Here is a 26,515-nt window from a genome sequence, read left to right as displayed (position 1 = left end):
GACTTACCAAACACTCCCTAGCCCGCACCTGGCCACACAGCCCCGACCTGCCCTGGTACACCCCGCCGACCATCATCGCCAGGATCCGCCGCGCCGAGGTCCGCGACCAGTTCCGCCGCTACGCCGCCACCGCCACGGAGTCCGGATTCCGCCGATGGGCGCTCACCCTCGCCGACCTGCCCGACTAGACACCCGCGGAAGCCACCACCAGCCTCACGCGGACGTGGCGCTCATCATGTGCGTATCGCCGACCGCCAGGGTGAACTCGTTCGCTGCAGGTGCTCCAGCGGAATGACGCCTCAAGCAGTAGATCCGAAAGGGGTTGGTCCTGCGGTGGCTGCGCCATTCACGTCTCGGCCGCCGTGGCGGGACGCACCGGCCAGGTTGCAACGCGCGGTAGAGAGCCGCGTCGGTGCGGTCGTTGTTGATGTTCAGGACGTCGTGGGTGGCATGTCACCCGGTCCTGCTGCCGTCCTGACGCTGCACCACGGTGTACGAGTCTTCGTGAAGGCGATGAGCAAATCGGCTGGTCCCGGTTCGTACCGGCTGTACCAGCAAGAAGCCGACGTTCTGAGGTTGATACCAGCCAAGGCTCCCGCCGCCCGGCTCCGTGGCGTTGTCGAGGTTGACGACTGGATCGCGCTCATCGTGGACTGGGTGCCAGGAACGGTCGCCGGCCCGCCCTGGACCACTGCGTCCGTCCAAGCAGCCGCCAACGCCTGCTCGGACCTCGCCGCCATCACCGCTCCGGCCGGCCTGCCGAAGGTCGTTGACCGCCTACCCGACCTCGACGGCTGGACGAAGCTGGCCACCGAGCCTCACCGTCTGAACGCCTGGGAAAGCCGCCACATCGAGGACCTGGTGGCCGCGACCAGCGGATGGCGACGGTGGACCAGCGGCCAGCGCCTAAGCCATCACGATGTTCGCTGCGACAACATCATCATCAGTTCCGCCGACGGCCGAGCCGTCCTCGTCGACTGGGGATACGGCTGCAACGGGCACGTCCACGACGATCTCGCCGTCGGCGACCAGGCGCTGCGCGACGTGTCGGCCGATACCGTTGCAGCCCTCGACCGCCCACTCGCGGTCTTTGTGACGGCGGCCGGCGGCCAGCACGGCCTTGTAGCCGTCGGTGTCGGTGCCGAAGCGGCCCTGCCCGATCGTCTGTTCACGCTCGTTGATGACCTCGATGGTCGCGGACCGCTTGTGCGGATCCACCCCGATGATGACGCGAGCCACCAGTGACTCCCTCCCGAATCCGACGATGTGTCGGCGGGAGGGCAGCGCTACTTTGAGCTGGGCAGTACCCTCTTGAGCCACTCCACGCCGCGGTGATCGACAGGACGCATGCCAAATGAGAGCCACACCAAACCACGGTGGGCAGCCGCGATGAGAGCGACCCCGTCGATCACCTCGACCAAGCCTGGCCCGGCTGCGGTCGTAGATCAATAAAACAAGTAGCCGAGATGAGTGCGTTTAGAATTGCCCGAAACGTAGGCCACTTATGCGACAGCAGAGAATCGGTGCAGCTATATCGAAGATTTTCTTGTGCGCCACTATTGGTCGAATGGGAGGGTCGCCCACTCGCGCACAAAAATAAGTGAAACGGCAACTATTCGCCCGAGGGGCGTTCGTGTTGAGAAATACGGGGCCGGCGTGTCCTTTGAGTGGCGCCCCAATTTCCACGTTCGGGAACTGAAGGATGCTTTCTGCACCACTCCTCGAGACTAGGGCCAGTCCGAGGAAAACTGTCGTATCCACCGCTGGACCGCGCAACCCATGCCGACGGTCCAACAGCAGATATCAAGACGTCGAGCAGGTTCGTCCGATTGGCTAGCGGCGATGTCTCCGCCCGCCACATGCCGGGCTCATGCGGGACTTGTTGGACCTCGCCTAGTTCAAGCGCCGATAGCGTGAAAGCGGCGCAGAAAACGTCCGCCATCCCAACAGTTGCGGCAAGAGACTCCGTTCCGCGGACCTGGGGTGCCCTCACTCTTACGGCCTGGATGAATGGCCCTATCGCAAAAACGCGGCCTGCTGAGCGGCCGTTCGCTACTGGGCTGAAGTCCGTGATTATCACCGTGACACCACATAGCTCAGCGATGCGACGCGCCACCGCCTCGAAGTCTGCGACCTTAAGAGTCGCTGCATCCTTGCCAGGCAGCAAAGCGTGCATCTCATCCGGAGATCCAATAAGGACGTCAGCCATCTGAAGCGTTTCGGTCTTGAAGTGGTAGGGCCGCTCCGCGGCAGGGGAAGCGCTCAGGACTACTAGCGCATCACCCTTGGCATGTTTAATGCTCCTCGTTATCGTGTCTTCTGAGGCTTCAAACGTAATAAGTAACGCGTGGCAAGCGCGAATGTCCTTTGCGCGTTCATCGATTGACTGTTGATGCAGCCCTCGATTCTGGGGACCAAGCCATCCGATGTAGCTCGCCAAGCCGGTCGAAAGCGGTTGCAATATCGCCGTCTGCGGCGTCTGTTCGTCTCCGTTCGCGCGAGCGAAGCATCCCCTAACGTTCTCTGCCGCGAGTATTGTGGCGATCTTATCACCATCGTCGTCGTGACCACGGATCGTCAGTAAAGAAACCTCGGCGCCGAGCCGAGACAACGCAATTGCTTGATTCAGTCCCTTCCCGCCCGGTCGACGCTGATACTCGGTAGCCTGCCTAGATCTTCCTAGCTGGGGATTCGCCTTCATCTCGAAGACGTGATCCATTACAGCAGCACCGACAACGAAGCAACGATGAGCTGTCGGTCCACCCTCACGGGGGACCGGGAGCCCGAGTTCATGGCCCAAATTCGTTTGTTTTGCACGAAGATGCCGCAGATTGTTTTCTGTGATCCTTGCCGGCAATGGCTGGCGGACTACGTCGAGGCCGCCATCCAATAGCGCAGATGTTTTCCCGCCGTTATTTGTCAGGAGGGATATCCGACTGACGCCAAGACCTTTCAGGACGTCGATTGCAATGACGAATCCGCTAGTGCTCATTTCGAGACCAAGCCGCTGCAGGGCCTCAACCCCGTCGATTCCTTCTCGCTCTTGGAGCTCGTAAGCTCGCGCCTTTGCAACAAGGTTCGGCGAGTCTTCTTCCAGCAAGTAAATGAGCATCCCAGAACCGTAATCAAGGAAAAGTCTGAACGTGTCGTCCAGCTGATCTCGGCAGTCGCAGTCCGCTGCCAATAAAGTGTCACCGTATACGCAAGCAGCTTGGATTCTCACTAGTGCTCGGACTCCACGTGGGACCGCGCCGTACTGCATTATCAGCGCACGGGCGCCATCGAACTCGTAGATGGCAACGGAGACTTCGCCAAGGACGGCGTGCAGCAACTTGTGCCCTGCCAGACGACTCGAAAACACCGAACCACCCGCCCCGAAGTTTGCACGCTCCGCTCGCAGGACACCAGTCCTGTTTGGTACACGCTACCTGCGCGGTGCGCGACGGTTCAACTGAAGCGTGTGACCGGGCTTCTCCCAGTTGGCCTCCAAGTAGGACCGGTTGACCTCCGTAATCTTGGCCACGAGTGGCTTACTTGCGCCTTCGAGGTCATGCTTTTGTAACTGCTCGATCTTGCGCCAGTTGTTGGTCAGGAGAATGACCTTGCGCAATCATAGATCCACTAGAACGTCTCTAGCCAGGCTTGTAGTTATGGGCAGGGTTGAACCTCTCCTGCAGGTTGGCCGGCTCGATGATCCGGGCCAGCACGAGCTGCCGGAACACCTCATCAACTGCAGTGGGCCTGCCGAACCCGAGCACCTCGTAGGCATGTCACAATGCATCGCACAGGCGGCCCATCCGCGACGATGTGATCAGCAACGGAGCACCCGGAGCCGTCTGGCAGGCATCGTCCAGGCCAGATCGAGCTCGCCCTGCCCGGCCGCCAGCGGCCGACGCGCGGCTGCCTTTAGCACCTCCGACTCGGCATTGTCGTGCGCCGACCCGCTGTGCTCGATATCGCGCGACCCGCGCTGCGACGAGTACACGATCTGGACCGTCCGCGCACCCGACGCCGTCTTCGCCGTGCGCACGTACCAGACCATCCACCCCACGACCCAGATTTAGCGCGCAGGTATCTCGCAGACATGCCACAAGACCTGAGGCCGGCGTGCTCAGTGCCTGTACGGCGAAATCGTGAGCCAAGTCAGGTAACAGGACCGTTCACTCTTGACAGGCTATGGGAAAATTGGATAAGTCGGCCTATAGGGGTGTGAAGTGTCGCTTGAAGTCCTCGTGACGCTTGGAGGAACGATTCTCGCGGGGGCGGGCGTCGGAATCGCTTATCTTCAACTGCGCCGTACACCCGGGACCATTAGGCAAATCGTAGGGCCAGAACCTGAAGACAAATCACCCCGCGAAAGGCGGGAAGTTAAGCATAACCTCCCGCCCCGACAGGAGTTCGTCGGCCGCAGAAGTGAGATAAATCGCGCCTTGCGCGGATTCGAATCGCGGTACCCAATCGTATCTATCGAGGGCCTGGGTGGTATTGGCAAAACAGCGCTCGCGAGAGAGGTAGCGTGGCTCTGCGCGACCGGCAACACCGAAAGCTCCAATACGTCGGCCGCTCGCTTTGAAGCAATTGTCTGGGCAGAGGACGTTACCGGCAACCTGGACATCAATAGACTGCTCGATCTCGCAGCTGAGGTGTTAGGCTTCCCATACATACTTCAGCTGCCTATCGAACAAAAACGACGAGCCGTTTACCGATGTGCGCAAAGGGCGCCGACGCTATTTGTCGTCGACAATCTTGAGACCGTGGCAGATCGTGGGATCTGGGATTTTCTCGTCAATTTGCCTGAGCCACCCAGCAGAGCTGTTGTCACGACGCGTGAGAAACAGCTGCGCGATTCGTGGTCAGTCAGTGTAGGTCCACTCAGCGCAGACGAGGGGCTTGCTCTGATGGCGAAGGAGGGAGAACGACTAGGTGTGACGTCACTCTTGGGTAGCGCCCAGTCCTCTCGAAGTGCCCTGTACGATGCTGCCGGCGGTAACCCCCTGGCGATACGATTTGCGGCTGGACAAGTCAAACTGGGTGTACCAGTGGAAGAGGTGGTTCAAGATTTGATTGAAGCCCAGGATGACGGGCTGTTTACAGCAGTATTCGACCGGGACTGGAGGGAATTGCTGAAAGGAGATGAACCATGTCGCCGTGTTCTAATGACGATGTCCTTGTTGCCGGCCGCAGCTTCAAGAGATGCATTGCGGGCAGGAGCACGTGTTCATGGCAGGCTGCTGCGGACGGCGATTGGCAGACTCATTGACTTGTCGTTGGTCGATGTTAGTGGCAATGAGCACGCTGACGATCCAAAATTCCAGTTGCATAGTCTCACGAGGGCATTTGCCCGCCGCGAGCTGTCTACGGTTCCGGACGTAGAAGGGGATATTGAAGAGCGCCTTATCGACTACTACTTGGTCTTTGCCACAAGGTATAGCAACACCTATGCCGATGTAGCAAACCTAAATCGGATGGAGGCGGAGCAAGCTACGGTCCTATCGTTCGCTGCACGCTCATGGGAGCTAGCACAACACAGTGGCTCGACGAGGAACTGGCGCCGTGTACTACGGTTCGCAGACGCGATGTCGCCTTATCTCTGGGGTCGCGGCAGATGGAATGATCAGTTAGAGGTGAGTCAACGAGCGATAGAGGCGGCCCAGCACCTCGCGGACAGTGCGGCAATCGCTAGACATTATGCCCAGATGGGCAGGGTGTACTTGTGGCTCGGGAACTTCGAGAAAGCAATTGACTACTTAGCGGCGAGTGAGTCGGCCTTGCCGGTAGACACCCGGAATGAGGACCTGGCCTTCCCGAAAAGGCTAAGAGCCCAAATTGCGAGTGCTGAAGGAAGGTACGAAGAAGCGGAGGACTTACTGACCGATATTCTCGACGTCTCGCCAATAACAGTCGACGATAACGGCCGTGCTGCGACGTTATTAGAACTCGGTCAAGTTGCGGAAGGCAGGAACAGACCTCAGGTTGCGTGGCAAAGATACGAGGAAGCGCTAAGACTGGACCAGCAACTCGAGACAATAGAGGGCGAAGCTGTTACCTTAAGTCATTTAGGGGAGGTCGCTTTGGCCACGGAAGACTACGCCGCCGCCCGCCAGTTCTTCGAGCGCGGGCTCACGTTAGCGAAGCGTGTACAGCGCATCGGCGCGATTGGAAGGTGTGAACTTGGACTCGCGAAGATCGAGATTGCCCAGGGCAACTACGACGTTGCCTGCACGCTCGGCCGCCAGGCAGAGCAGACCTACGACAGGCTCGGCTTGGATCAGAAGATCCGAGACGCCAAGGCGATAGTGCGCGCCGCTTTGAAGGCTAGCTGACGCTTAGTTCGGGGTATCGCGTCGCCGCTCAGCTTCGATGCTGGCGAGAGAGAAGCGACTGGGCGGCTACTTCAGTCGAGCACGCGCTGGCCACCAGGCGGATGATGATCAAATTAAATTAGTAGCCGATGTGCGTGTACCATGTCGTGAGTCAAATGACCCTAATCTTCGGGTTCCTCGAGATTCGAGAGACTGGACATCGTTGGGTGTCCCGTCCGACGGCGATCCAACTCCGCTCGAATTCGAATTAACGCAATTCCAAGGTCAAGCGTCGCCGAAGGAGCCGGAAGCTGCAGAACGTCGCACAATATTGTTGATATCCCGATCGCCGATTCCTTCGGATAATGTGTTCCCGCATGAAAATCCCTCTCAAGACATCTGAGCAATAGCGGCGCCGAACGGGTCATGGCCGGACGATAAGCGGAATCCATGCTTTGCATGGAGCGCAGAAGCCCGTTATACGACTTGCGTCTTACCTCGGAATCGCCTGTTAGTGCAATGGCAGTCAGCCATTCGTAGTATTGGGGCGGGCGCACTCACATGCCGCCGATAGTTCGCGCTGGCCAGCGGCGAGGCATCGCTCTCGGTGACGGATCTATTCGCTGGTCAACATCCCGTACTGCTTCGCCGCGAGCGTGCGACGCCGCCGCTACTTCACGACGGCCACCGTCAACAGGTGCGAGGTGATTCCGAATAGGCTCGGCTCCTGCTCGACCGAGCGCAACGCGTCGAGCAAGGCGACGGTGCGGTCGTCGCCTTCCAACCAGCCGTCGCGGTCGGCGAACAGCCATGCTCCGCCTTCCAGCGCGTACCTCGCCGCCCCGGTCAGGCCGGCATCGGTGAACTCGTCGACAATCTCGTCGGGATGGTGGAAGTACGCGAGCGTGAATAGGTCCTGGTCGAACGGGTCGTGCACGCCGGTCATGACCGTGGCGTCAGTGATCCGGCGTACGTCCGGTTCGAGGTATCGGTCCCGGACGAGGGTGTCGTACAGCCCGGCGTACCGGCTGATCGTCGCCGCGGCGACGAAGCCGCCGGGCGCCGTGACGCGCGCCGCCTCCCGCAGGGCCGTCACCCGGTCCCGGCGCTCGGGCAGGTGATACAGCGGCCCGAGCAACAGCGTCGCCTGATAGGCGGAGTCCGGTTCGTCGAGCCGGCGAGCCTCGCCGAGGACGGCGTCCACTCCGCCGATTGCAGCGGCATGCTGCACGTGCAGCGGCATCGGATCGACGAGGCGTACCCGATACCCGTCGGCGGCAAGCCAGCGCGCATGCACACCGGCGCCGCCGACATCGAGCACCCGCGCCGGACGCGCCGGTAACAGCCGTCGCAGAACGTCCTGGGTCCGCAGAAACTCCAGTCGGCTCCGGCCGACACTCAACCGATCGACCTCTCCGCCCCGGACGTAGTACCCGCTGATCGCTGCAATCGTCTCCATCGGCCGATACTCGATCAGCTGGCACGAGCGCAGCAACCGTTTATGCCGGCACACGATCCGGGGAATTGTGCAGGGTCGGAATAACGGCGCTGCACCAGTATTGCGCCTGATCACCAAGGACGCCGTCGTCGAGCACTACGGCAGCCCGCGGTGAAATCCACCCGGCAGAAGCTGGACCCTGATCTCCCGGTCAAGCACTGGTGGATCACTCCACCGGTCGCCCGCGCTCGAACTGGCCGGACGGCTGTCGCAGCACGAGAGCCTGACGTTCGCCGCCGTCACCACCACACGGCCCGGCGAAGGATTCATGAGCATCGCCGCGATCGTGGACTTCCTCAACCACATCAACCGGCGGCGACACGTCAGCGGCCTGGAATCCATCCCCGACGGCATCGTCACACCGCACAGGTTCCGCCGCACCATGGCCATGCTGACCCGCGACTTCCCCGGCTCCGAGATCGCCGTCGGCATGCAACTCAAACACGTCACCACCCGAGCCCTGGCGAACCGGGTCACCAGCAGCTACATGGACAACGATCCCTCCTGGGCCCGCCAACCGGACAGCGCGATCGCCGACCGCCGCTTCGAGCGCCTCACCGAGCTCTTCGACGCCGACACCAACGGCCACCACATCGGATTCGGTCCCGGAGCCGACCGCATGCGAGAAGCGTTCACCGCGGTCCGCGCCAACGCGCAGCGACTACGCACCACCGGGGAGGCCAGGCGCGGCGACATCCGCGTCGAACACGACCTGCTACGCCGCACCCGAACCTCCATCCGCTTCGGCAAGCTCAACCACTGCACCATGAACGACAACGACCCAGCCGGCGCCAAATGCCTGGAAGACGCGATCATCCCGGACGGACACCGCGGCCCCCTGCTGGACCGCTGCCAACCCGCCCGCTGCCCCAAACAGCATCATCACCCCCGAACACCTCCCGGTCTGGACCGCAGAACAGTCCTCACTTCACCGGCTGCTCGACTCCGACACCCTCGCCCCGAACCACCGGCGCAGCATCGAGTCCGAACTCAAGGAAGTCGACCGCGTCCTGAACCGGAACCCGCAATGACCAGGCCCGTATCGCCCGCCACCCACCAGCGGCTACGCGAAGCAATGGAACGACTCTTCAACGCCGAACCACAGCACACCGACGGCAAGCTGACCAAAAACAACCTCTGGCGCGAAGCACGCCTCAGCCGCGCCACCATGAACCGCGCCACCGACATCCTCGCCGAATGGGACGCCCGTATCGGCGACAGCCCCGCCGGCGCCGCCGCCCGGCAACGCGACGACGAGATCGAGAACCTGCGCGGCAGCCTGCGAACCGCCCGGCTCGAAGGCCGCCAGCTACAAGACCAGCTCGACGCAGCCGCTACCGTGATCACCGCCCTGACCACCGAGAACGCTGCACTACGACGACAGGCCGCGAACTCTTCCGCCCGCATTGTTCCGCTGTTCAGTGACCATGGAAGGTGACGGCAGGGGATCGGGACGATATCCGGATCTGCCCAACGTAGTGTGCGGATCCGCCTCTCACGAAGCCGCGCCGAGAGGCATGTCGACCGCTCGGACTCGCCTACCGCTTTCGTCCCGACGCCAGAAGTCAGGGCCAGTGTCACAATGAGGGCCGGGTCGGATCGCTCCGGTCCTGCTGCTCTTCCCAGCTGTACGACAAGCGGCTGTGTTACACGGCGGGGCAGACGATTTATCTGTACCTACCGCAAAATCCGATCGTGCTCGGGAGGAGGCGTTTGGCACGTTCGGCACCACAAATACGAAGTTGTCATTGCCAGTGCATGATCAACTGCGGCGCGAGATCTTCGAAGTTTGGTTTCTCCAATATGCGATCGAACTCCTGGTTTGCAGCGTGTCGGGATCATCAGGCCCGAGTACTTGGATTTGATCGGCGAGCAGCCCCTCGAGTGCGGTCACGGCGGCTGCGGGGTCGCCGGCCTCGCCCCGCCAACAGGCGAGATTGAGCCGAGTGGTCAGGGTGGTTGGGTGGTTGGGTGGAAGTACCTGGATCAGATCGGTGAGCAGCTCCTGGAGGATGGTCACGGCGGCTGCCGGGTCGCCGGCCTCGCCGTGCCAGTAGCCGAGTTGATGGCGGGTGCTCAGGGTGTCGAAGTGGGCACGCCCAAGTACCCGTGTACGTGCGATGACCAGCTCTTGGAGGGCGGCCACGGCTCCTGCGGGGTCGCCGGCCTCGCCCCGCCAGGAAGCGAGATTGTGGCGGATGCTTAGGGTGTTGGGATGATCGGGTCCGAGCACCTGAAGGGTATCCACGAGTAAAACCTGCAGATCGGCAGCAGCAGCCGCCTTGTCGCCAGCTTTGCCGCGTGATCCGGCGAGGTTCACGCGGGTTTTCAAGGTGTCGGGATGGTCGGGGCCAAGCACGCGTAGCTGGTCATTGAGAACCTCCTCGAACGCCGCCACAGCGCCAGCAGGGTCTCCAGCATCGCCACGCCACCCGGCGGCGGCGTGGCGAGCGTTGAGAGTCTCAGGATGGTCGGGACCGAGGCGTTCGTGGGCACTGGCATGCAGTTGCTGGAAGTAAACGGCTGCCGCAGCGGCTTGCCCGGCGTCTCCAAGGCTCAATCCGGCGCGAGCGAGCACCGGGTGAGCGCCAACCGGCGTCCACAGAGAATCCGGCAGAAGGGTGGCTACGGCTAGGGCGTTCGCGCGAAAGGCCTGACTGAGTTCCGGATCCCCTTCCGTGGGCGGCCAAGCCTCGACGAGAGCATCAGCGGCGACCCGAATTATCTGGGCAAGACGATGGTGCGGCATCTCTTCCCGAGTAGCACGTTGGACAAGCGCGTGGACCCGCAGCGAGCGCGAGTTGTTCCTTGGATCATGGGTGACCAAGCTCAATAGATGCAGACGCCGGCTGGCGTCGCGACTAGTAGCCGCAGACACCGGATTGTCACCTACAAGTTTTTTGATGAGCCAGTTCAGAGAACGGCGTTGGACAGTCCAGAAGATCTTGCGAATGCCGTGCATCTGTGCAGCATCCGCGCCCCAGAATCGCCGTAGCGCATGTTGGAGCTTCCGTACATTCCCCGGAACACCGGCGTCGCTGAGGCGGGCGGCGGTCAGCCAAACAATGACGGCTTGGGTGCTGAACACAGCATCTGGGACGCCGTTGGCGTCGAGAACGCTTGCCAGTTGCAGGAGCGGCAGCGCGATGCCTTGCGGTGGCATCCGATTCGCCAGATCGGTCGACAATGACCAAGCCGCAGCGAGGCCGTTGTGTTGATCATCAGGCAGAACGGTTGGCCGCAGGTCGGCCAACCGGCGCTCCTGGTCGGCGAGCAAACGGCAGTATGTGGAGCATGTTATTTCCTGATCGAGGATGTAGGCGGTGGCCTGGCCCAGCGCTAGCGGCAGATGGCCCAAAGCACCGCCTAGGTCGGCAGGGGTATCGGCCAGGTCAGGGCGATTCACCAAACGGGCAGCGAGGAACGACTCAGATTCCTGCGCGCTGAACAACCCTACGTTGATCGTTCGCCGCTGCAGGCCGGAGATAGCGGCATCTCGGCGACGGGTAGTGATCACAGCATTTCCATGCATTACGGCGGGTGGCCACAGTCGATGCAGGTCAGCAAGGTCGGTTAGATCGTCGAGGACGACCAGCCAGCTCTTGCGGGTAGAGGCGAGCCAGGCGAGGAACTGGCCTGCGGCATGCTCGGCGTCATGATCGTCAACAGCGAGGATATCGGCAGCGGCCTGCGAATAGCTGGTCAGAATCGCTTGCCGATTGCTGGCAGCGACCCACATCAGCAGATCTACCGCCCCGTCGTTCCGCAACTGATGGGCATATGCTGCGGCAAGTTGGGTCTTGCCGACCCCGGCAGGCCCGGTCAGCACCGCGCTCTGCCTCGACGTGCCGACCCGGCTGAGATCGCAACTCGGTTGGCGAGTCTGGAACCCATCGGCGAGGACAGGCACAACGCCGATCTGGTGCGGCCAGGACACCACCTCTCGCCCAGCGAAAAAGTTGTACTGCTTGTTGCCGCTGCCGACTTGCACACCTTTCGCCCGTCGGCCATCTACCAACGGCCTTTGCATGGCATGCTTCTTGGGCTTGGCCACAGGCAGCTCCCAGCGGTACGAGTCAGGCGAAGTGGTTTTGCTGGGTGTTGTGGTCTCCTACCTGAACGGCCTTAGCCTCGCGAAGATCGACCTGATATGTGTGCGCAGGAGCGCCGGCCGAATCGATCAACGCCAGCAGCCGCCGTGCCGAGGCCACGATCTCAGAATCGTACGCAGCGCCGGACTCTTCCAGTCTCTGGCTCAACTCGGCCTGCCATACCTCGGGCTCAGACTCGACACCTTCGAGCATTTGCTGCGCCTGTCCAGTGCTGGCCAAGCGGTTGCGCAGCGCGTCCTTCAGGCTGGTATAGGTATCTTGCACCGCCATGCTGGCCGTGTTCGTGGCACCGGCGGCGGCGCCAGCAGTCAACGCCGCCAAGATCATTTCCACCGCTGTCATTGTGCACCTCCCACGCATCTTCCGTGCCAGCGACTGACTGGCCGCCAATAGTCGTGACCTGTACGAGAGTGCGGGTATGTTCTCATACTTCTGACTGGCGGCGTGAGCTAGACTAGATGGCAGACGAGAACGTTAATGTGACCAGACCGTGTTGAATTTCGTGCTCTGATCTGCTGCCGTCAAGGCGCGCGGGCGGTTGAAGGCATCACGTCCGTGCAACGGCTCGGCACGGTCCGCCTCGTCCGGGCGTTCACACGAGTGCGATCGCGCTGAAGCCTGTGGGATCATGTCCATAGGCCCCTGTGGGTGCCGAAAACTCATCCAAGCTCCTGACCTGCGCATTGCTTCAGGGCTCCTCGACGGGAACCGCCTGCGGATGAACGCGTTCAAGTTCCGCGGCTCGTTTTCTGAACGTGTTCAGGTAGATTGCAGGTACCGATCAGGACCCGACGCGTAGTGCCAGGTCAAAGCCCGTGGTCGATTTTTCGGCACCCACAACGCCAAGCGCGACTGGCACGCCTACATAGCCGGACGCCGCGCAACCGCAGCTGACTAACCAGCCGACAGCAGTCGGGCGCTAGCTCGGGGGGCGGAGCACCCCTCACTGACCGTTAGGAAGCCCATCCTCGGTGTGGTCTAGGTCGGTTAGCGAAGCAATCAGACGCTGGGCGGCAGCGATGGTTTCGGAACGGGCGTGCTGTCGAGGCATGTCGAAGAGGTCGTCGAGGGGGCCTTGGCTAGGTAATGGGCTAGTCAGCCGCCGGGCGGCGTATTTGTCGCCGGCGTCGGCGCGCTGTCGGAGCTTGTCGAAGCGGCCTTCCTGGAATAGCAAGTAACTCAGCCACCTAGCGGCGGATCCGTGGCCGGCGTCCTCGGCCTGTTGGAGCGTGTCGATTGCCTCGTCGATGCGGCCTTGGCCGGCTAGCAGATTTTTCAGCCGCCAAACGGCGTAGGGGACGTCGGCGTGTCTCTGGTAGAGGAGTTCGGCGTAGCGGGGAGCAGCTTGCCATTCAGCGCTGTCAGCCACCCGTAGAGCGTCCTCGCCGTCGTCGTGGTGGTCTACAAGTGCTTGCCACACCAGGTCGGGCAGCCATTCGGTGCTGCGTAGCTGCCGGGCGTGCTGGTGCAGGTAGTCGGCGGTGAGGTATCCGACGATCTGCCCCATCCCAGCGGCGACCGGAGTAAGGCACGAGGTGGCGCCGTGCAGCTTGGTGGTGGCGTACCCGATCGCTTGGTCGGCCCAGTTAGGCGGGGCGGTGGCTTGCTGGGTGTTGGACAGGTAGGCCGGTGCGGCCGCGATCAGGAAGTCGCGGGTGAGCGGGGCGGTGGCGCCGAGCCGGCGGGCATCCAACGCGGCGGTGATCACCGCCTTGCCACAGCACTGTCGTGCGTCGGTGACATCGGCGTTCTCCCACCAACGGATCAGATCCGGCCCGGCGGCCAACACCTGGGTCACGCCGACGTCGGCGCCGCTGGTGTCCAACGCGATGCGCAGACGGGGATCGTCGGCGGCAAGACTTTCGGCGCGACGCCGCTCGTCGTCGCTGAACGTGTGCTCGACCTCGATGATCCGAGCCAGACCAAGCAGTTCCCGGTCCTCGGCGTACATATCGTCCTGGCCGGGTGTTGGCAGTGCGATTCGGGGGATGTATTCGTCGGGCCATAACGTGGCGACCACCAGTAGCTTCGCGGCTAGCAACGCCCGCATCGCGCCGGCGGGTACACCCGCCCTTCCGAGCTGGGTGAGGTAGGGATCCAGCTTGTCCAGCCACACCACCGTTCGGGGTACCGGCGTATCCGCGAACCCCCGGACCGCGGCCACGTCGGCCGGGTGCAGCAGCCACCAGTCCGGGCACACCGCCTTGACCGCTTCGAACAGCGCGCGGGTCTTGCCAACCGATGAACTGCCCTTGACCAGTACGAACCCGCCCCGACCCTGCGCGGCCGTGACCGCGGTGCGCAGCTCAGCGTCTATATCGCGGGGCACATACACCGGCAGGCCCTCGGCGCCCAGGTCCACCTGGATCGACCTATGTACTCCGAGGTTGCGAGGGTCCGCGGTGCGCACCCGCTCCGAACCGGACACCGGGCCGATCTTGCTGAGTGCCTGCACGCGGGCAGCCATCCAGCCGTCGATGGTGTCCTCCGCGACACCACACACGATCAAGAACATCCGAAGCGTCTCCGGCGAAGGAAGGGATTCACCGGAACAGATGTCACCGACAGTGGACCGCGGCAGCGGCACCGCGTGCGGCACCGAACGCTGAACGAAATCGTCGGCTCGGCGCCGGATGTCGTTGAGCGACAGCCCGCACGCGGCCTTCACCTCGGACAACGCCACAGCCAGCTCAGCCGGGGTCCGCACCGTGGAAGGGTCGACCGGCACCACACGCCCCCTTACCTGTCCGGTGCCGGCTGCGCCGGACACACCGGACAGCTTACGAACCCGCCCCCTCCGCGGCTACCACCCAGCACACCCGACCAGGCACCCGACGCCCGGGAGCTGGGCCTCCGGATTCGTCCGCTCCTGCTGCCGGACACACCGGCCGCCTGCGACCGTCAACGCATCGCCCAAAGGGGCCCGGCCGGCCACCCCGCAACACCAGCGGGAGCACAACACCATGCACAACTGGACGACCATCCTCGAAGCCATCGGCGACCTGCTCAACCTGGCCGCCGCCGTCATCACCCTGATCGCGATCCGGTCTCAACGACCCGGCAAATAACCCCAACCCAATGGGCCGGAACCTCACTCGGTTCCGGCCCAAGATCAGGGAATACCGCAGCATCCGAATACTGCACCTGCACCGGTTAAGATGGTTGTTTGACCGGGGACGTGCGCCGCTGCAGGGTCGCGGGAATTCGAGTCTCAGCCAGGTTCGGATGCTCGTCGTAGGGCTACCAGACGAGTCGCAGCACCCCCCGCGTGCCCGCTATGACCTCCTGCACGAGCTCGTCGATGCGGCCCCGCTCGGCCAGCAGCTCGACCAAGCGGGCGGCGGCGTATCCGTCGCCAGCATCGGCGCGCTCCCGCAGCTCGTCGGTACGGTCTTGCTCGGCCAGCAGTTCGAACAACCGGTCGGCGGCGGACCTGTCGCCGGCGTCGGCTCGCTGCCGCAGTTCGTCGGTACGGCCGTGCTTGGCCAGCAGCCTGGCCAAGCGGGCGGCGGTCGAGCTGTCGCCGGCGTCGGCGGTGTGGGTGCCGAAAACTTATCCGAGCTCCTGACCTGCGCATTGCTTCTCGATGGGAACCGCTGCGGATGAACGCGTTCAAGTTCCGCTGCTCGTTTTCTGAACGTGTTCAGGTAGATTGCAGGTACCGATCAGGACTTGACGCGTAGTGCCAGGTCAAAGCCGCGGTCGATTTTTCGGCACCTTCAGCGCCGAACCAAGGGGTCACTGAGGGTCCATCAACGAGGCGGCCGTTTCGTTGATGGAGCGTGCTTCGGTGAGCAGTCGTTCGATCTGGAGGTTTTGCGCGGTCCAGGCCAAGACGGTGGCGGCGCGCGTGAGTAGTTCCAGCATGGCGATCGTGGCGGCGCTGGAGACCAGGTCGGTAAGCGGGCCGGGTTCCACGGCTACGTTGAAGTTCTGATGCTCGCCGTCGACTCGTTGCATGTGCCAGGTCGCAGCCGCGTAGCCGGCGTTCGCAACTTCACGGGCCAGCAGCATCTCGCTGCCGAGGCTGGCGTACACCGTTGTCGTCTCGGGTTCGGCGATGACTTCCGGGACAGTGACATCCTCCTGGTGCGCGCGAACCGTCAGTTCGACAGCGTAGGCCGGCATGTCGCCCGTGTCGGTGGGAGAACCGGTGGTGGCGGATTCGATCTCGTCAAGAAGGAGCCGCACCGCGACGCCGAAGCCCGGGCCGTGGGGGTCGGCCATCTGCTCAAAGCGGGCCGCCAGAATCACCAGGGCACGCAGCGCGGGTAGCGCTTCGACGGGCTGGCGGGCGCCGACCAAGATCGTGATGCTTTGGAAGAACGCGACGGCCTGACCGAACAGGTTGAAGACGATCGTCGACGTGTGGGCGTGCGGGGTGTCCTTCCCAGTTGCGGCGGCGCTGTCGACCAGCGGCATCACTGCGGCTAGGACACGCTGCGCGGGCGAAACCGTCTCGTGTTCGATGTCGATGTCCTGCCCGGCAGGTTCCTCGACGGGCTGGCCTTTTTCGAGCCGACCGCGCACCTCGAGGCGCCCGGCCTGGAACACGACACCGTCGCGGAGGCGCGGGGTGAAGCGGTCCTTGCGTTTCATCGTGAACGTGGTGCCGTCACGGTCGATCGACTGGATGCCGGAGTGCCACTCAAGGGTCGGATACAGAGACCCGTCGGGGGCGGGATCGTGGACGTCTCCGACCAGGCGGCCGCGGATCATCGTACGGGTGGATTGAACGTCACGCGGCTCGATCGACATCAGCTCGGCCATGATGGGCTCGGGAAGGCCGAGAAGGTCGGCGATAGATCTGCGCAGGTAGCCGAAGGTTATGTCCGTGCACTTGAGCGCGTTCTCGGCGATGCGGTTGAGTTCCCACATGCCGTGTTCCAGGCCGTCGCTGGCTGACTTAGCCGTCTGGTAGGTGCCGTTGTCGCCAGCGAAGATGATGTCCCGGCGCACGGCGGCGCCAAGCAGGTCTTTCCAACGTGGCCGCGCCGGGTCGTCGGTGACCAGACCGAAGCTGCGCGCCAGTTCCTCCTCGGTCACGCCCCGTTCGGCTACGGTCTTGCGGACCACAGCCTTGGTGAGGTTCTCGGCGGCGATCCACAGGTGGTTGAGCGCCAACCATTCCCCGCCGATGTACCAGTTACGCAGGGCAAGCTCGTAATGGCGGAAGGCCCGGCTGATCCGGGCGCTGTCCCTCGTCGCCGAGAACATCGCCGACCACAACGCGTCCACAAGATGCCGCCGCACGATGCGGCCGCCCTGGACCGGACCGCGCTCGTCTGGGATGAAGACCTCCAGAAACCCCCGGATGCCCTGCCGCGCAGCGACCTCAAAGGCGAGATGAACCTCCAAGGGGCCGACCAGGACGTTGCCGACGAACCCGATCAGCGTCGCTACCGGCCGGGCGACCGCCGCGAACATCTCGATCGCCTCGTCAAGCCCGGACGCCCTGCCGAGGACCTCCACGACCAACTCGCGCGGTACATCCTTGCCGCCTTCATCCACCCATCGAGTGAACGCGCGCACTCGGACCCCGTGTGGGATCAACTCGGGATCGGAGAGAAACGCTTGACAGCCCTCCTCCGGCAGGAAGTGTGCAGCGGCGCCGGCCCGCAACACCACCACGTACTCGGGCAGCAACGCGTCCGATGTTTCACTCGACTCGACGTCCACCGGCGAACGATAGGCCGCACATGGAGCGCATCGCGAACGAACTCAGGCCTTGTAAAGGTGCAGGCCAGCCTCGCTGCAGAGCGGATCGGGCTTGGATGAATCGACGCTAGCCAACAAAGGCCACACGATCATGCTGACAACAATGAGCGTTTTTCATCCTGCGTAGCGGTTGGCTTCGACGTGGTGCAGAACGAGGATGGCCTGCACGATCGCGGTCGCGCGGCGCGGGCAGCAACGCAGCTTGACCAGGACCTTCCAGGTCTTGAGCGTGGCGATCGCCCGTTCACCGCGGGCGCGGATCTTCGCGTGGACCCGGTTGACCGCCTTCTGCCGGCGTGACAGCTTCGGCCGAAACCGGCGCCGCTTGAACGGGGTGCGTACGCTACCGCGGGCTCCTTGATACCCCTTATCGGCAAAGGTCATCACTTCGGCACTGGTCAGCGCGTCGATGATGCCGTGAGTGCGGGCGGCGGTCAGGTCGTGCGTCGCGCCGGGCAGCGCGCCCGAGGCCCACACGAGACGCCCGACCGCGTCGGCGATGACCTGCACGTTGACGCCGTGACGCTTGTGTTTCCGGAGTAGTACGGCTTCTGATCGGCGACCCGGTCGATCGGGACCAGCGTGCCGTCGAGGATCGCGTACGCCAGTTGCCGGATGCGCTGCATGGCGGTGTCCAGGTCGTCGGCGGCCGTGCTGAGCAGGGCGATTGCTTCTTGGACGTAGCGCCAGGCGGTGCTCACGCCGATTTCGAAGCCGGCGGCGAGGCGCGTGTAGGTGTCGCCGTTACGCAGGTGGGCCAGGGCAAGCAGGGCCCGACGGCCCGGAGCCAGCCGCCGCCATCGGGATTTGCGCTGCTGGCGGTGGACGCGGATGCGCTCGGCGAGGTGGTTCAGGGTCCGGTTGGACAACGAGATCGTGGACGGGTAGGACAGCATGGCGAGGCTCCCTGTCGGGGCATCGGGTTTTGGTCGATTTGCTGTCCTACCTGGAGCCTCGCCCTCATCGAGCACCGCCCCCGCCGCCCCGCACTGACCTGCAAGATCAGGTTGGAAAAGGCTCAGTAATTGATGTCATAACCGACCCAGATCACATGGCGTCGGTGTGCATTTCCAAAAACATGTCGTCACGGTCGTCCTCGTGACTGCAGAACAGCCGTAGCTCCGCATGCTGTCCTGGAAGGCCGGCGTCCCGGACTGCTTCGGTGTACAACTCGCACACGCTGCGGCTACTGCACGTGAACGCGTCTTCGTCGGGCTCGTCGAGCCACGGTTGATCCGGCTGACCCGTCGAGGGCCAGACGTTGATCCAGCTCAGCCTCGACACAATCTCGGCCCCTTCCTCGGCAGCTGGCTTGATCGTAAAGGCCATACCCAGTGCCAGGACTGCAGTTGCCGCGTAGAACGAGGTGCCGGACACCAGTAGATCGAGGCCATCGGGGACATCGCCTTCTGCGGGACAATGATCCGGGCTTTGTCTTACGCATCCGCTTCTGCCGCGCGTCGCGCTCTGACGTGGCGTTTGTCAAGTCGGACCCTACATCCGCGCTCCAACCGACTATGGCGCAGATGATCACGGAAAGCCTCCAACAGAAACCAAGTCGTCTCTCTCCGCAGACGGGACCGCAATCGTCACCAGGCGCCGCCGTTAGGAGTAGCGCTGTCGCCGAGAAGAGGCGACTTCCGAAAATGGTTTGAGAACCCGGGCGCTTGCTCCCTACACCACCTTTCTCCGTACGTTTCCTTTTCGTTAAGCAGCGATCGGGTGATTGGAACCGGTCACCGAGAAATCCGAGCTAGAGTAGGTGGCAGATATTGGGAAAAGCTGCTAGCATAATCGCATGAACACTTGCGAACAGCGCGAGTGTGACAAATGCGTGTCCAAGTCCCCCTCCGGACACAAAAATCCAGCGCACACGCTGCATCCAGGTGGCGAGTGGTCAGAGGCATCTGACCACTCGCTTTTTGCATCTGCCGCGCTCTCCGAGCACCCCATTGCTGGGGCTTGGGGGCAAGCATGAGCATCGGCCCGATCACCCCCGTGATCCCCTCATCGCCCAGCCGGGTTCAGCAGATCCCGAACCGTAGGACGAAGCTGCCACTCGCCGCGCTCGCTCCCGCCGCCGGCTCCGCTCCCGTCTGCAGCGTCGCTTCCGTCGACTGCAACGGCCGGATCCTCGACTCGGCCCTCCTGGAGTCCCTCGAATGGCTACCCGGACTCCGATTCGACGTTCGGGTCAGCGCCGGACTGATATTGCTGACGGCCGCCGAGGACGCCGAACACGTCGTCCGGCGCCGCGGCGAACTCCGCCTGCCGGCCACCATCCGCCATTGGTGCGGCCTGACCACCGGCTGCCGCGTCCTGCTGGTCGCGGAGCCTGAGTCCGAACGTCTCGTCATCCACCCGCCGGCCGCGCTCGGGGCCATGCTGCGCGGATTCCACCAGGAAAAGCTCGGCGGTGATGCCACATGAGTCCGTCGACCAATCCACCGGCTGCTGCGGACGTCGAGGCGGCAAGGATGCTGCTGGAACGGCTCGGGGTCTCCCCTAGCGACCTGCTCAACACCGCGCCCCCGAGACCGCAGGTACCGACCTTCACCGAGTACATCCAGGTAGTCCGTGGAGCGGTCGGGGCCGGCACTCTGCGGATGTACGGCTCTTACTGGAAGCGGATCGATGAGCGGTGGGGCTCGCGCAGGCTCGACGAGCCGACGCCGAGTGAGATCAAGCAGTTCGCCGAGTATCTGAAGGCCAACCGAACCATTCGCCGCAACGGTCGTGGTGGGAAGAGCACCGTCGAGCACTTCATCTCGGCCCTGCGCTGCGTCTACCGGCATGCCATCGCTGACGGCATCCTCGCCGAAGGCGAGAACCCAGCGTTGAAGGTGGAAAAACCGCGACGGCAAGCCAGCAACCGCCGGGCGATCGGCGACGCCAGACTGCAGGAGATCAACGAGGTCGCCGCCGCCACCGGAGACGACCCGGAGCTGGACTGCCTGCTCATTCGATTCCACACCGAGACCGCCTGCCGCCGTGGTGGAGCACTGACGCTGCTACCGGCAGACCTCGACCCGGACCAGTGCCTCGTCCGCCTGAAGGAGAAAGGCGAGACCGAACGCTGGCAGCCGGTCTCCCCCACCCTGATGCGGGCCCTGCTCCGGCACATCGACCAGAGACCCGCAGCGCCGACGGATCCCGTGTTCCGGTATCGGAGCGGGAAGCCCATCACCCGGCGGCGCTACGACTACATCTGGACCCGGATCGGCAAGGAACTACCCTGGGTCGCGATCCAGCAGATCAGCGCCCATTGGATCAGACACACCACGCTGACCTGGGTCGAACGCACCTACGGCTACGCCATAGCCCGCGCCTTCGCCGGCCACGCAGACAGCGCCACCGAACCTGGGGCCACAGCCACTTACGTCCGCGCCACCCTCCAAGAACTAGCAGCCGCTGTAGCGGCACTCACCGGAGAGCCCCACCCGCTCGCCCAGTAGACGTAGTCCTTCAGTAGCGGGCGAGGGACTGTCAGCGGTTCAGGAGGAACACGGACACAACGGCGGCGTCGCGGAGATGCCGCTGCGGTGTCCGTGTCCTCGCTACGCAAAGTCAAGCGGAAGTGAGCACGCTCGGATGGCTGACGGGACGTACCGGCAACATGAACTTCCGCACCTACGCGGTTCCGGTTCCGGTTCCTTCCACATCGCCGGGCTAACCCGACGACCCTGCGTGCTCGTTAGAAAACGCAGCTATGCCCGATGCTAACTGTCAGATGACAGCACGGGCGACGAGGGTTGCTAGTCGGCGCGCGACGTGACTCCGCAGCTCTTCCAAGCCCTCACCGTTATCTCGATAATGAATGTAGCGAAGGGCTCCAAGATCGAAGGGAACGTCATCCTTCGATTGCGCGATGGGAATAACATCACGTCCGAAGGTATGTGCTATCCCCGTCTCGTAGAAGACATTTGGATTTCGACCGGTGAAATCGGCAATGACAACCTGGGCCCGCCATAAAAGACTTGCCACGTCATCCATTACGACGTGGTGATCCCAGATATCGTCGGCTCTAAGGCATCGCAGACCGACGTCTGCGGCGGCTTGGCGAAGAGTCTCCTGCACTGGGCCGAATCTGGAGTCGAAGGGCATCATCACAGCCACCAGGTCCCGTTCACGAGTGCTCATGGTTGGTAGTCGGAATACCTTTGGCGCAGGCCTGGAATCGACAATATCCTCGTGAACAACCCTGTAAAGGTCGACATCCTTTACCGCCCAGTGTGTCCGCTGAAACTCCCAGTCCGTGATTCCAAGGCGCCCAGCCGCAGCCTCGATCCGCTCAGACGGAATCGGGGGCACCAACGCATTTGGAACAAACTTGAACCGATAGTTCCTCCCGGACAGTGCGAGGCTCTCGATGCTTCCGACTCGAGCAATCTGCTCATCGCCCAAGCCGGTCTCGGGCATCACGAGGGCTGGGAGGTTAAGCAGTCGCGAGGTGTCCAAGCGACCTGCCGGGGCAACGTACGCCCAAACAACCTCGTCCGTGTGCTCACCCACGCGGCTGGGAAACGCCTCCCCATCCTGGAAGCCCACAATTAGGTTGTACATGGATGTCCTTCCGGCGTGGTACGAACGCTCTGAGAGTGCAGCGATTGTGCCTCGACTCGACGGCAGTCCCAAACATCTTCCCGGCCGAGGGACCAACATCCTCACGGGGCAGGAGAGTCAACCGAGCCGAGGAGAGTCTCTCGAGATGCCAGGTCCTCGGCAGCAGGCGCGGCGCTGCTGCCAGAATTTACCTGCACTACGCACATGCGCATAGCATGGGGCCCTGGCCGGGCGGTTCGGGGAATCACATGGCCGAGTTCTATGTAGACGCCCAGGGTTTGAAAGGGCGTACAACCAGCTGGCGCGCGTCGCAGGACGGGTCCGACACCATTGACTACGCCAAGCAGCACTGTGCGCTCTCGATCACCGCTGAGGGCTACCTGATGATCATGCTCGGGCACGCCACGGCGTACGCGAACATGGTCAAGGCGATCCGCAAGCTCGAGGAACTCGCGCAGGGCACCGGCACCCAGATCAACCTCGCCCAGCGCGACTACGCCCGCACCGATGCCTCCGCCGCGGCCCGGTTGGACGCCGGCATCCCGGCGCCACCGATCCCGGCCTGTTCTCGCACGGCGGGACCGATCTGTGGCCGCAGATGTGCCGGGCGGCCTTCGCCGATGTCTCCGAACCCACCACCGCGTCGCGCAGCCCGGGAGTACGCGACCGAGGTGGTGATGTGGTCGATCAACCCGCTCGCCGACCTGATCAGCCCGTCCGCGTGGCTGCGGCAGGTGAGTATCTGGCTGTTCAGCTACGACCCGTTCGAGGCGTGGGCCAAGCAGTTCAGCGGCGACTGGGACGCCTACGTGCAGTGCGCCGTCGCCTGGCAGTACATCCGCGCGGCCTGCGAGAACATCGGCCGCTACCTGATCGCGGGCGCCGGCGACGTGCCGACCGTGTGGCGGGGCCACGCCGCCGAGGGCGAACAGGTAACGTCCCCATCGAGGAAGTCACTCTACTGCGCCAGGCCTAGTTAGTGGACGTAGTTGTAGCGTCTGCGCCAGGCGGTCGGTGCTATGCCGAACATCGCGCCAGCCAAGAGCAAGAAGCCATCTATGGTTGGCTGCACCCATGTGCGAGCGCGAGGGCGCTCTACGGTGTAGTCAAGGTCCCCGCCTTTGTCATATTGCCATGATCGCTCATTATGGCTTCCACCAGTAGGCTCCGGAAAGGATTCACTCAGACGTTCGTCCGATTCCAGGAAGAGCCCAAGTTCAACTTGGTCGACGATTGTGAGATCTGGGGGCTGCTCTACGTCAGAAGGACTTCTTATGCGATCGGCTAGTCGGATAGAACTCGACACGCGATCGAATCCAGCGGAGCGACGCAATTCGTCTTGCCACGTGAACTGCAGGTCGACATGCAGATCCGACACGTCGCCTATCTTTGGGATCCGGCAGATCACCTGTGTTATACCTAGGATGCTTCGTTGTAGTTCTGCCGGCGCCTCGCCTCGATCCCTTCCGTCCCACCACGAGGCGCAGGGATGCGCCATTGGCGGATCAACCACCACACCTCGATTCTGCCATTCTGCTAGCTCAGCCTTCTCGGGCAGCTCGAAGAAGAGCATGAGTGGTCGATCGATCGACAGCTTCCACAGCTTTGGCCCTCCGTCCAAGAGAACGAGCCCAATCCGACCGTATGCCTGCGGGCCTGGCTTGATGTCAATAAAGAACCGATATGGTTGTCGCTGCACACCGAGCATGGCACCTTCTGCGGTCGGCGTCATACCGAATACCACACGGGAGTCAACGTCCGTAAAGACGCCAATCTGAGCTCGATCGAGCGCTTCGCCGGCAGGCACATCTTCGCCGGCATCAATACTTCGAAGACCAACTGTGACGACAGCGCAAACGATACCCACCATAAGGAATAGGCTCATTCGCCATTGAAAAACCATTCCTTCGATCCGGCGACCACACCACGAGGCAACTGCCTGGCCGACACCCGACAACGCCAAAGCCGCAGAAGCAATGTAAGGATTGTTCAGCACAAGCCTTTATAGCGGGAGGAGAGGGCGCGGGCCCTCGGGGTTGCATCGACTGGAGCTATCGGCCGCCGGGGCGCGGGTCGGGTTTCGGCAACCTGCAGGACAGCAGGCCGGACGATCACATCGTGATGCATGATCCGAGGGCAACTGGTTCTGCGTAGGCTAAGCGAGTCGATAGAGTCCTCCGTGGATGTCCGGAGGTCACAGTGAAACGGTACGGATCAGTGTGGCTAGCGGCGCTGCTCGTGGTCGCCGGGCTGTTCTGGTTGCTCAACCGGCTCGCGCCCACGCTCGACCTATCGGCGCTGGCCTGGTCCTGGTGGCCGCTGGTCATGGTGGCAGTCGGGCTCGGCGGCGCCGCCCATTTGCGGGCGCCACTCGGTACGGCAAAGGGGCCGCTGCTCTTCGCGCTGCTGGGGTTGGCGGTTCTGGCCGTCATTCACAATCCCACGCCGGCGAGCTGGCGACCGGCCCTGCCGCCGTTGGTTGTGTGCGCCCTTGGAATGGCGATCCTCATTGGTCGGGCGGTGCGGGCGTCCGCACCAACACCGCGACCGCTAGAACGGGTACTACTGGTCGGACTGGGGCGGCGGATCGACTGGCCGGTGCGGGCACCGTCGATCCTGGATGTGCGCGCTTTGGCGAGCGGTTCGATCATCACGATCCCGGCCGGGTCAACCGCCCGCGCTGGTCGGATAGAGATCACCGCGCTCCTGTCCGACGTGGAGGTGGTGGTGCCGGCGGGCTGGGCCGTGTTCGTCGACGACAGCCGCGGCAACGAGCGGCTGCTTGGCGTGCCGGCCGCCGCGGACGCGGCCAGCGCCGACCTGCAGATACAGTCGCTCAGCCTATTCGGCAAGGTACTCGTCCGCACGGCGTGACATCGTTCAGGTGACGTGGATGTTGTGGTCGCTGTCCGTCGTCTGATATCGCACGTTGGCCGTGGTCACCCCGCTCCAAAGCTTGAAGAGCTGAGCGTTGAGCTTGCGTTCCGCGACAGTGTCCCGCGGCACCTCCACGCGCATCTCCTGGAGCAAATGGAGCCGGTAGACATCGATGGCCGCAATCACCGCGATGCCATAGATTTCGGCCGCGCCCAGCGCGCTCCGGTAAGCGAACCAGGAAAATGCACCGGTCAGCGCTGGCACAAACCACCAGAGCGGGTACGGGGCTAGGAGCACCGCCAACGCTACTGCCCCGCCAGCGAAGGCGATGGTCAGCCGAGCGGCGACATCGAGCTGGTTTCTGTACTGGTCGACGGTAGCTCGCGTCTGGTCGGACAACGCGTGGTACAAACGCGGCCACCACGTGATGGCATCGAGCTCGTACCCGGCGCCGGCCTTGTCCTCGAAGGCGCGTAGCCGATTGCCCAAGGCTGTCGGCAGCAGCCGATCAGGGTCTGGCGGGAAGCGCACGGCTTTGGCCTCGGCCGCCTCGTCGCTTACGGCTAAGTCGGATGACCCCTCCAGGAAGGTAAGGCGAGCATGCTGCCGGCGTTGCAGCCAGGCGCCGACTGCGCTGGCCTTCCGCAGCGGTCCGGTTGTCGGCCAGTAGCCCTCCAGGAGCCGTATCGTGGCCAGCTCGAGCGGTTCTGCTAGTAGCGCGACGGCAACCGTGACGGCCAGCGCCGCGGCCGCGCCGGTCCAACCGAAGTCACGGGAGTGGGTGAGAAGGCTGTCCCACCGCGGCGCGTGCCCCGGCGCACCGGCCAGGATGATCGTCCCGACAAGCAACGTGACTGCCGCGACTGGGACCGCATTGACCACCTTGAACCGGAGTGGGAAGTCTATGGCCGCGAGGCTTTCTCCGGGCATGTCATGCTCCGCCGTGGTCGAAGCAGTGGAACTGGGCGACGGTGCTGGTCCAGCTGTAAATAATGGTGGGTAACAGCCGACCGCACCTCACGCATCCGGGTGTGATGGTGTCACCGAGGTCCGGCAAGATTCTCTCGGCCGTGGGGTGCGCGGTGCAATGTCTGGCGTCCGTGGCGTGACGGAGAAAGCGGGTCCAGCCACAGCCAGCAGTCCCGCACATCGCCAGCATGCCTCTCGGCCTGCCGGCCTGAGAGATAGTTGCTAGGGCCACGGTGGCCAGGGCAGCAGTCATCGTGACACGGGACAGTGGCGGCCTCTCACGCATGGCACCTCCCGGGACCCAAGGTGATGAGGAGGTTACTTCATGGAGCCGTGCATATGGCATCGATCGGGAGGCCGAGTTGCCAGCGTGCGGGCAGGGCCGTCAGGCATTCGAGGTCGTCATTGGACGACGCAATCATTCGCCACAATCCCGCCACCGAGTTCTCAAAGGGAGTGAGCTTCCCCCGGTTTGC

The 26,515-nt window shown here is 63.3% G+C and carries 19 protein-coding genes and 3 pseudogenes; 8 read left to right on the top strand and 14 right to left on the bottom strand.

The annotated features are described in order from the left end of the window. Together Ato02nite_RS43260 and Ato02nite_RS53465 are read left to right on the top strand one after the other, a co-directional pair. A partial coding sequence (locus Ato02nite_RS43260; RefSeq protein ID WP_213012535.1) for a hypothetical protein occupies positions 1-188 on the top strand: 188 nt, incomplete at its 5' end. Positions 189-291: 103 nt separating this feature from the next. After that, positions 292-963 (top strand): annotated as a pseudogene (locus Ato02nite_RS53465) (phosphotransferase); the annotation flags it as partial. Here the strand turns inward: Ato02nite_RS53465 and Ato02nite_RS53460 are convergent. From Ato02nite_RS53460 to Ato02nite_RS53390, 3 genes and pseudogenes are all read right to left on the bottom strand, one after another. Further along, positions 907-1,218 (bottom strand): IS110 family transposase, encoded by a 312-nt coding sequence (locus tag Ato02nite_RS53460; protein WP_498371295.1) that lies wholly within the window; start codon positions 1,216-1,218, stop codon positions 907-909. The pseudogene Ato02nite_RS53465 and the gene Ato02nite_RS53460 overlap by 57 nt on opposite strands. 394 nt (positions 1,219-1,612) lie before the next feature. Beyond that, positions 1,613-3,331 (bottom strand): PfkB family carbohydrate kinase, encoded by a 1,719-nt coding sequence (locus Ato02nite_RS43250; RefSeq protein WP_213012533.1) that lies wholly within the window; start codon positions 3,329-3,331, stop codon positions 1,613-1,615. Positions 3,332-3,677: 346 nt separating this feature from the next. Beyond that, positions 3,678-4,042: pseudogene (locus Ato02nite_RS53390) on the bottom strand (IS1634 family transposase); the annotation flags it as partial. Between the two features lie 172 nt (positions 4,043-4,214). Here Ato02nite_RS53390 and Ato02nite_RS43240 point away from each other — a divergent pair. Beyond that, on the top strand, positions 4,215-6,323 hold the full coding sequence (locus tag Ato02nite_RS43240) for a tetratricopeptide repeat protein (protein WP_213012531.1): 2,109 nt from the start codon (positions 4,215-4,217) through the stop codon (positions 6,321-6,323). Between the two features lie 649 nt (positions 6,324-6,972). Here the strand turns inward: Ato02nite_RS43240 and Ato02nite_RS43235 are convergent. Next, entirely contained in the window at positions 6,973-7,875 is a 903-nt protein-coding gene (locus tag Ato02nite_RS43235) for a class I SAM-dependent methyltransferase (protein ID WP_246608075.1), read from the bottom strand. A gap of 193 nt (positions 7,876-8,068) precedes the next feature. Here Ato02nite_RS43235 and Ato02nite_RS52265 point away from each other — a divergent pair, with 193 nt between their 5' ends. Further along, the gene (locus Ato02nite_RS52265) at positions 8,069-9,238 is read left to right on the top strand and encodes a hypothetical protein (protein WP_246608074.1); all 1,170 of its coding nucleotides are present in this window, start codon (positions 8,069-8,071) and stop codon (positions 9,236-9,238) included. Positions 9,239-9,562: 324 nt separating this feature from the next. Here Ato02nite_RS52265 and Ato02nite_RS43225 read toward each other — a convergent pair whose 3' ends face one another. From Ato02nite_RS43225 to Ato02nite_RS43195, 7 genes and pseudogenes are all read right to left on the bottom strand, one after another. Further along, positions 9,563-11,854 carry a tetratricopeptide repeat protein gene (locus Ato02nite_RS43225; RefSeq protein ID WP_213012530.1) on the bottom strand — a complete coding sequence of 764 codons (2,292 nt, stop codon included), beginning with the start codon at positions 11,852-11,854 and terminating at the stop codon, positions 9,563-9,565. A gap of 22 nt (positions 11,855-11,876) precedes the next feature. Further along, on the bottom strand, positions 11,877-12,239 hold the full coding sequence (locus Ato02nite_RS43220) for a Het-E N-terminal domain-containing protein (RefSeq protein ID WP_498371294.1): 363 nt from the start codon (positions 12,237-12,239) through the stop codon (positions 11,877-11,879). A 616-nt stretch (positions 12,240-12,855) separates the two neighbouring features. Then, the gene (locus Ato02nite_RS43215) at positions 12,856-14,682 is read right to left on the bottom strand and encodes a hypothetical protein (RefSeq protein ID WP_213012528.1); all 1,827 of its coding nucleotides are present in this window, start codon (positions 14,680-14,682) and stop codon (positions 12,856-12,858) included. Between the two features lie 470 nt (positions 14,683-15,152). Continuing rightward, positions 15,153-15,413: a hypothetical protein gene (locus Ato02nite_RS43210; protein ID WP_213012527.1), complete on the bottom strand. Its 261-nt coding sequence runs from the start codon at positions 15,411-15,413 to the stop codon at positions 15,153-15,155. 237 nt (positions 15,414-15,650) lie between these two features. After that, on the bottom strand, positions 15,651-17,591 hold the full coding sequence (locus Ato02nite_RS43205) for a hypothetical protein (RefSeq protein ID WP_213012526.1): 1,941 nt from the start codon (positions 17,589-17,591) through the stop codon (positions 15,651-15,653). Positions 17,592-17,744: 153 nt separating this feature from the next. Then, positions 17,745-18,526 (bottom strand): annotated as a pseudogene (locus tag Ato02nite_RS43200) (transposase family protein). A gap of 151 nt (positions 18,527-18,677) precedes the next feature. Further along, positions 18,678-19,007 (bottom strand): hypothetical protein, encoded by a 330-nt coding sequence (locus tag Ato02nite_RS43195; RefSeq protein ID WP_213012525.1) that lies wholly within the window; start codon positions 19,005-19,007, stop codon positions 18,678-18,680. Positions 19,008-19,604: 597 nt separating this feature from the next. On the opposite strand from Ato02nite_RS43195, the gene Ato02nite_RS52260 reads away from it, so the two are divergent. Then, the gene (locus tag Ato02nite_RS52260) at positions 19,605-20,060 is read left to right on the top strand and encodes a hypothetical protein (protein ID WP_246608073.1); all 456 of its coding nucleotides are present in this window, start codon (positions 19,605-19,607) and stop codon (positions 20,058-20,060) included. After that, on the top strand, positions 20,057-21,085 hold the full coding sequence (locus Ato02nite_RS43185; protein ID WP_213012524.1) for a tyrosine-type recombinase/integrase: 1,029 nt from the start codon (positions 20,057-20,059) through the stop codon (positions 21,083-21,085). Before Ato02nite_RS52260 ends, Ato02nite_RS43185 begins: the two co-directional genes overlap by 4 nt. A 271-nt stretch (positions 21,086-21,356) precedes the next feature. On the opposite strand, the gene Ato02nite_RS43180 is transcribed toward Ato02nite_RS43185, so the two are convergent. Continuing rightward, positions 21,357-22,193 carry a hypothetical protein gene (locus Ato02nite_RS43180; RefSeq protein ID WP_213012523.1) on the bottom strand — a complete coding sequence of 279 codons (837 nt, stop codon included), beginning with the start codon at positions 22,191-22,193 and terminating at the stop codon, positions 21,357-21,359. 248 nt (positions 22,194-22,441) lie between these two features. Between Ato02nite_RS43180 and Ato02nite_RS43175 the strand changes: the two genes are divergently transcribed. Further along, the gene (locus Ato02nite_RS43175) at positions 22,442-23,173 is read left to right on the top strand and encodes a hypothetical protein (protein ID WP_213012522.1); all 732 of its coding nucleotides are present in this window, start codon (positions 22,442-22,444) and stop codon (positions 23,171-23,173) included. Here Ato02nite_RS43175 and Ato02nite_RS43170 read toward each other — a convergent pair. Beyond that, positions 23,170-24,189, bottom strand: coding sequence for a hypothetical protein (locus Ato02nite_RS43170; RefSeq protein WP_213012521.1), 1,020 nt, complete (start codon positions 24,187-24,189; stop codon positions 23,170-23,172). The genes Ato02nite_RS43175 and Ato02nite_RS43170 overlap by 4 nt on opposite strands. A 203-nt stretch (positions 24,190-24,392) precedes the next feature. Here Ato02nite_RS43170 and Ato02nite_RS43165 point away from each other — a divergent pair, with 203 nt between their 5' ends. Next, positions 24,393-25,067, top strand: a complete 675-nt coding sequence (locus Ato02nite_RS43165; protein WP_213012520.1) for a hypothetical protein — start codon at positions 24,393-24,395, stop codon at positions 25,065-25,067. A 6-nt stretch (positions 25,068-25,073) separates the two neighbouring features. Here the strand turns inward: Ato02nite_RS43165 and Ato02nite_RS43160 are convergent, their stop codons facing one another. After that, positions 25,074-26,000 (bottom strand): hypothetical protein, encoded by a 927-nt coding sequence (locus Ato02nite_RS43160; RefSeq protein ID WP_213012519.1) that lies wholly within the window; start codon positions 25,998-26,000, stop codon positions 25,074-25,076. Positions 26,001-26,515: the final 515 nt, after the last annotated feature.

The sequence above is a fragment of the Paractinoplanes toevensis genome, assembly GCF_018332695.1.
Lineage (GTDB): Bacteria > Actinomycetota > Actinomycetes > Mycobacteriales > Micromonosporaceae > Actinoplanes > Actinoplanes toevensis.
The sequence above is the reverse complement of the archived record's forward strand: the minus strand, read 5'-3'. Positions and strand labels throughout refer to the sequence as shown.

Bases quoted from the DNA above. Each gene is read 5' to 3' on its own strand.
- Ato02nite_RS43180 (WP_213012523.1), bottom strand. From the start codon at position 22,193: ATGTACAACCTAATTGTGGGCTTCCAGGATGGGGAGGCGTTTCCCAGC.
- Ato02nite_RS43160 (WP_213012519.1), bottom strand. From the start codon at position 26,000: ATGCCCGGAGAAAGCCTCGCGGCCATAGACTTCCCACTCCGGTTCAAG.
- Ato02nite_RS52265 (WP_246608074.1), top strand. From the start codon at position 8,069: ATGAGCATCGCCGCGATCGTGGACTTCCTCAACCACATCAACCGGCGG.
- Ato02nite_RS43185 (WP_213012524.1), top strand. From the start codon at position 20,057: ATGAGTCCGTCGACCAATCCACCGGCTGCTGCGGACGTCGAGGCGGCA.
- Ato02nite_RS43220 (WP_498371294.1), bottom strand. From the start codon at position 12,239: ATGATCTTGGCGGCGTTGACTGCTGGCGCCGCCGCCGGTGCCACGAAC.
- Ato02nite_RS52260 (WP_246608073.1), top strand. From the start codon at position 19,605: ATGAGCATCGGCCCGATCACCCCCGTGATCCCCTCATCGCCCAGCCGG.
- Ato02nite_RS43175 (WP_213012522.1), top strand. From the start codon at position 22,442: ATGGCCGAGTTCTATGTAGACGCCCAGGGTTTGAAAGGGCGTACAACC.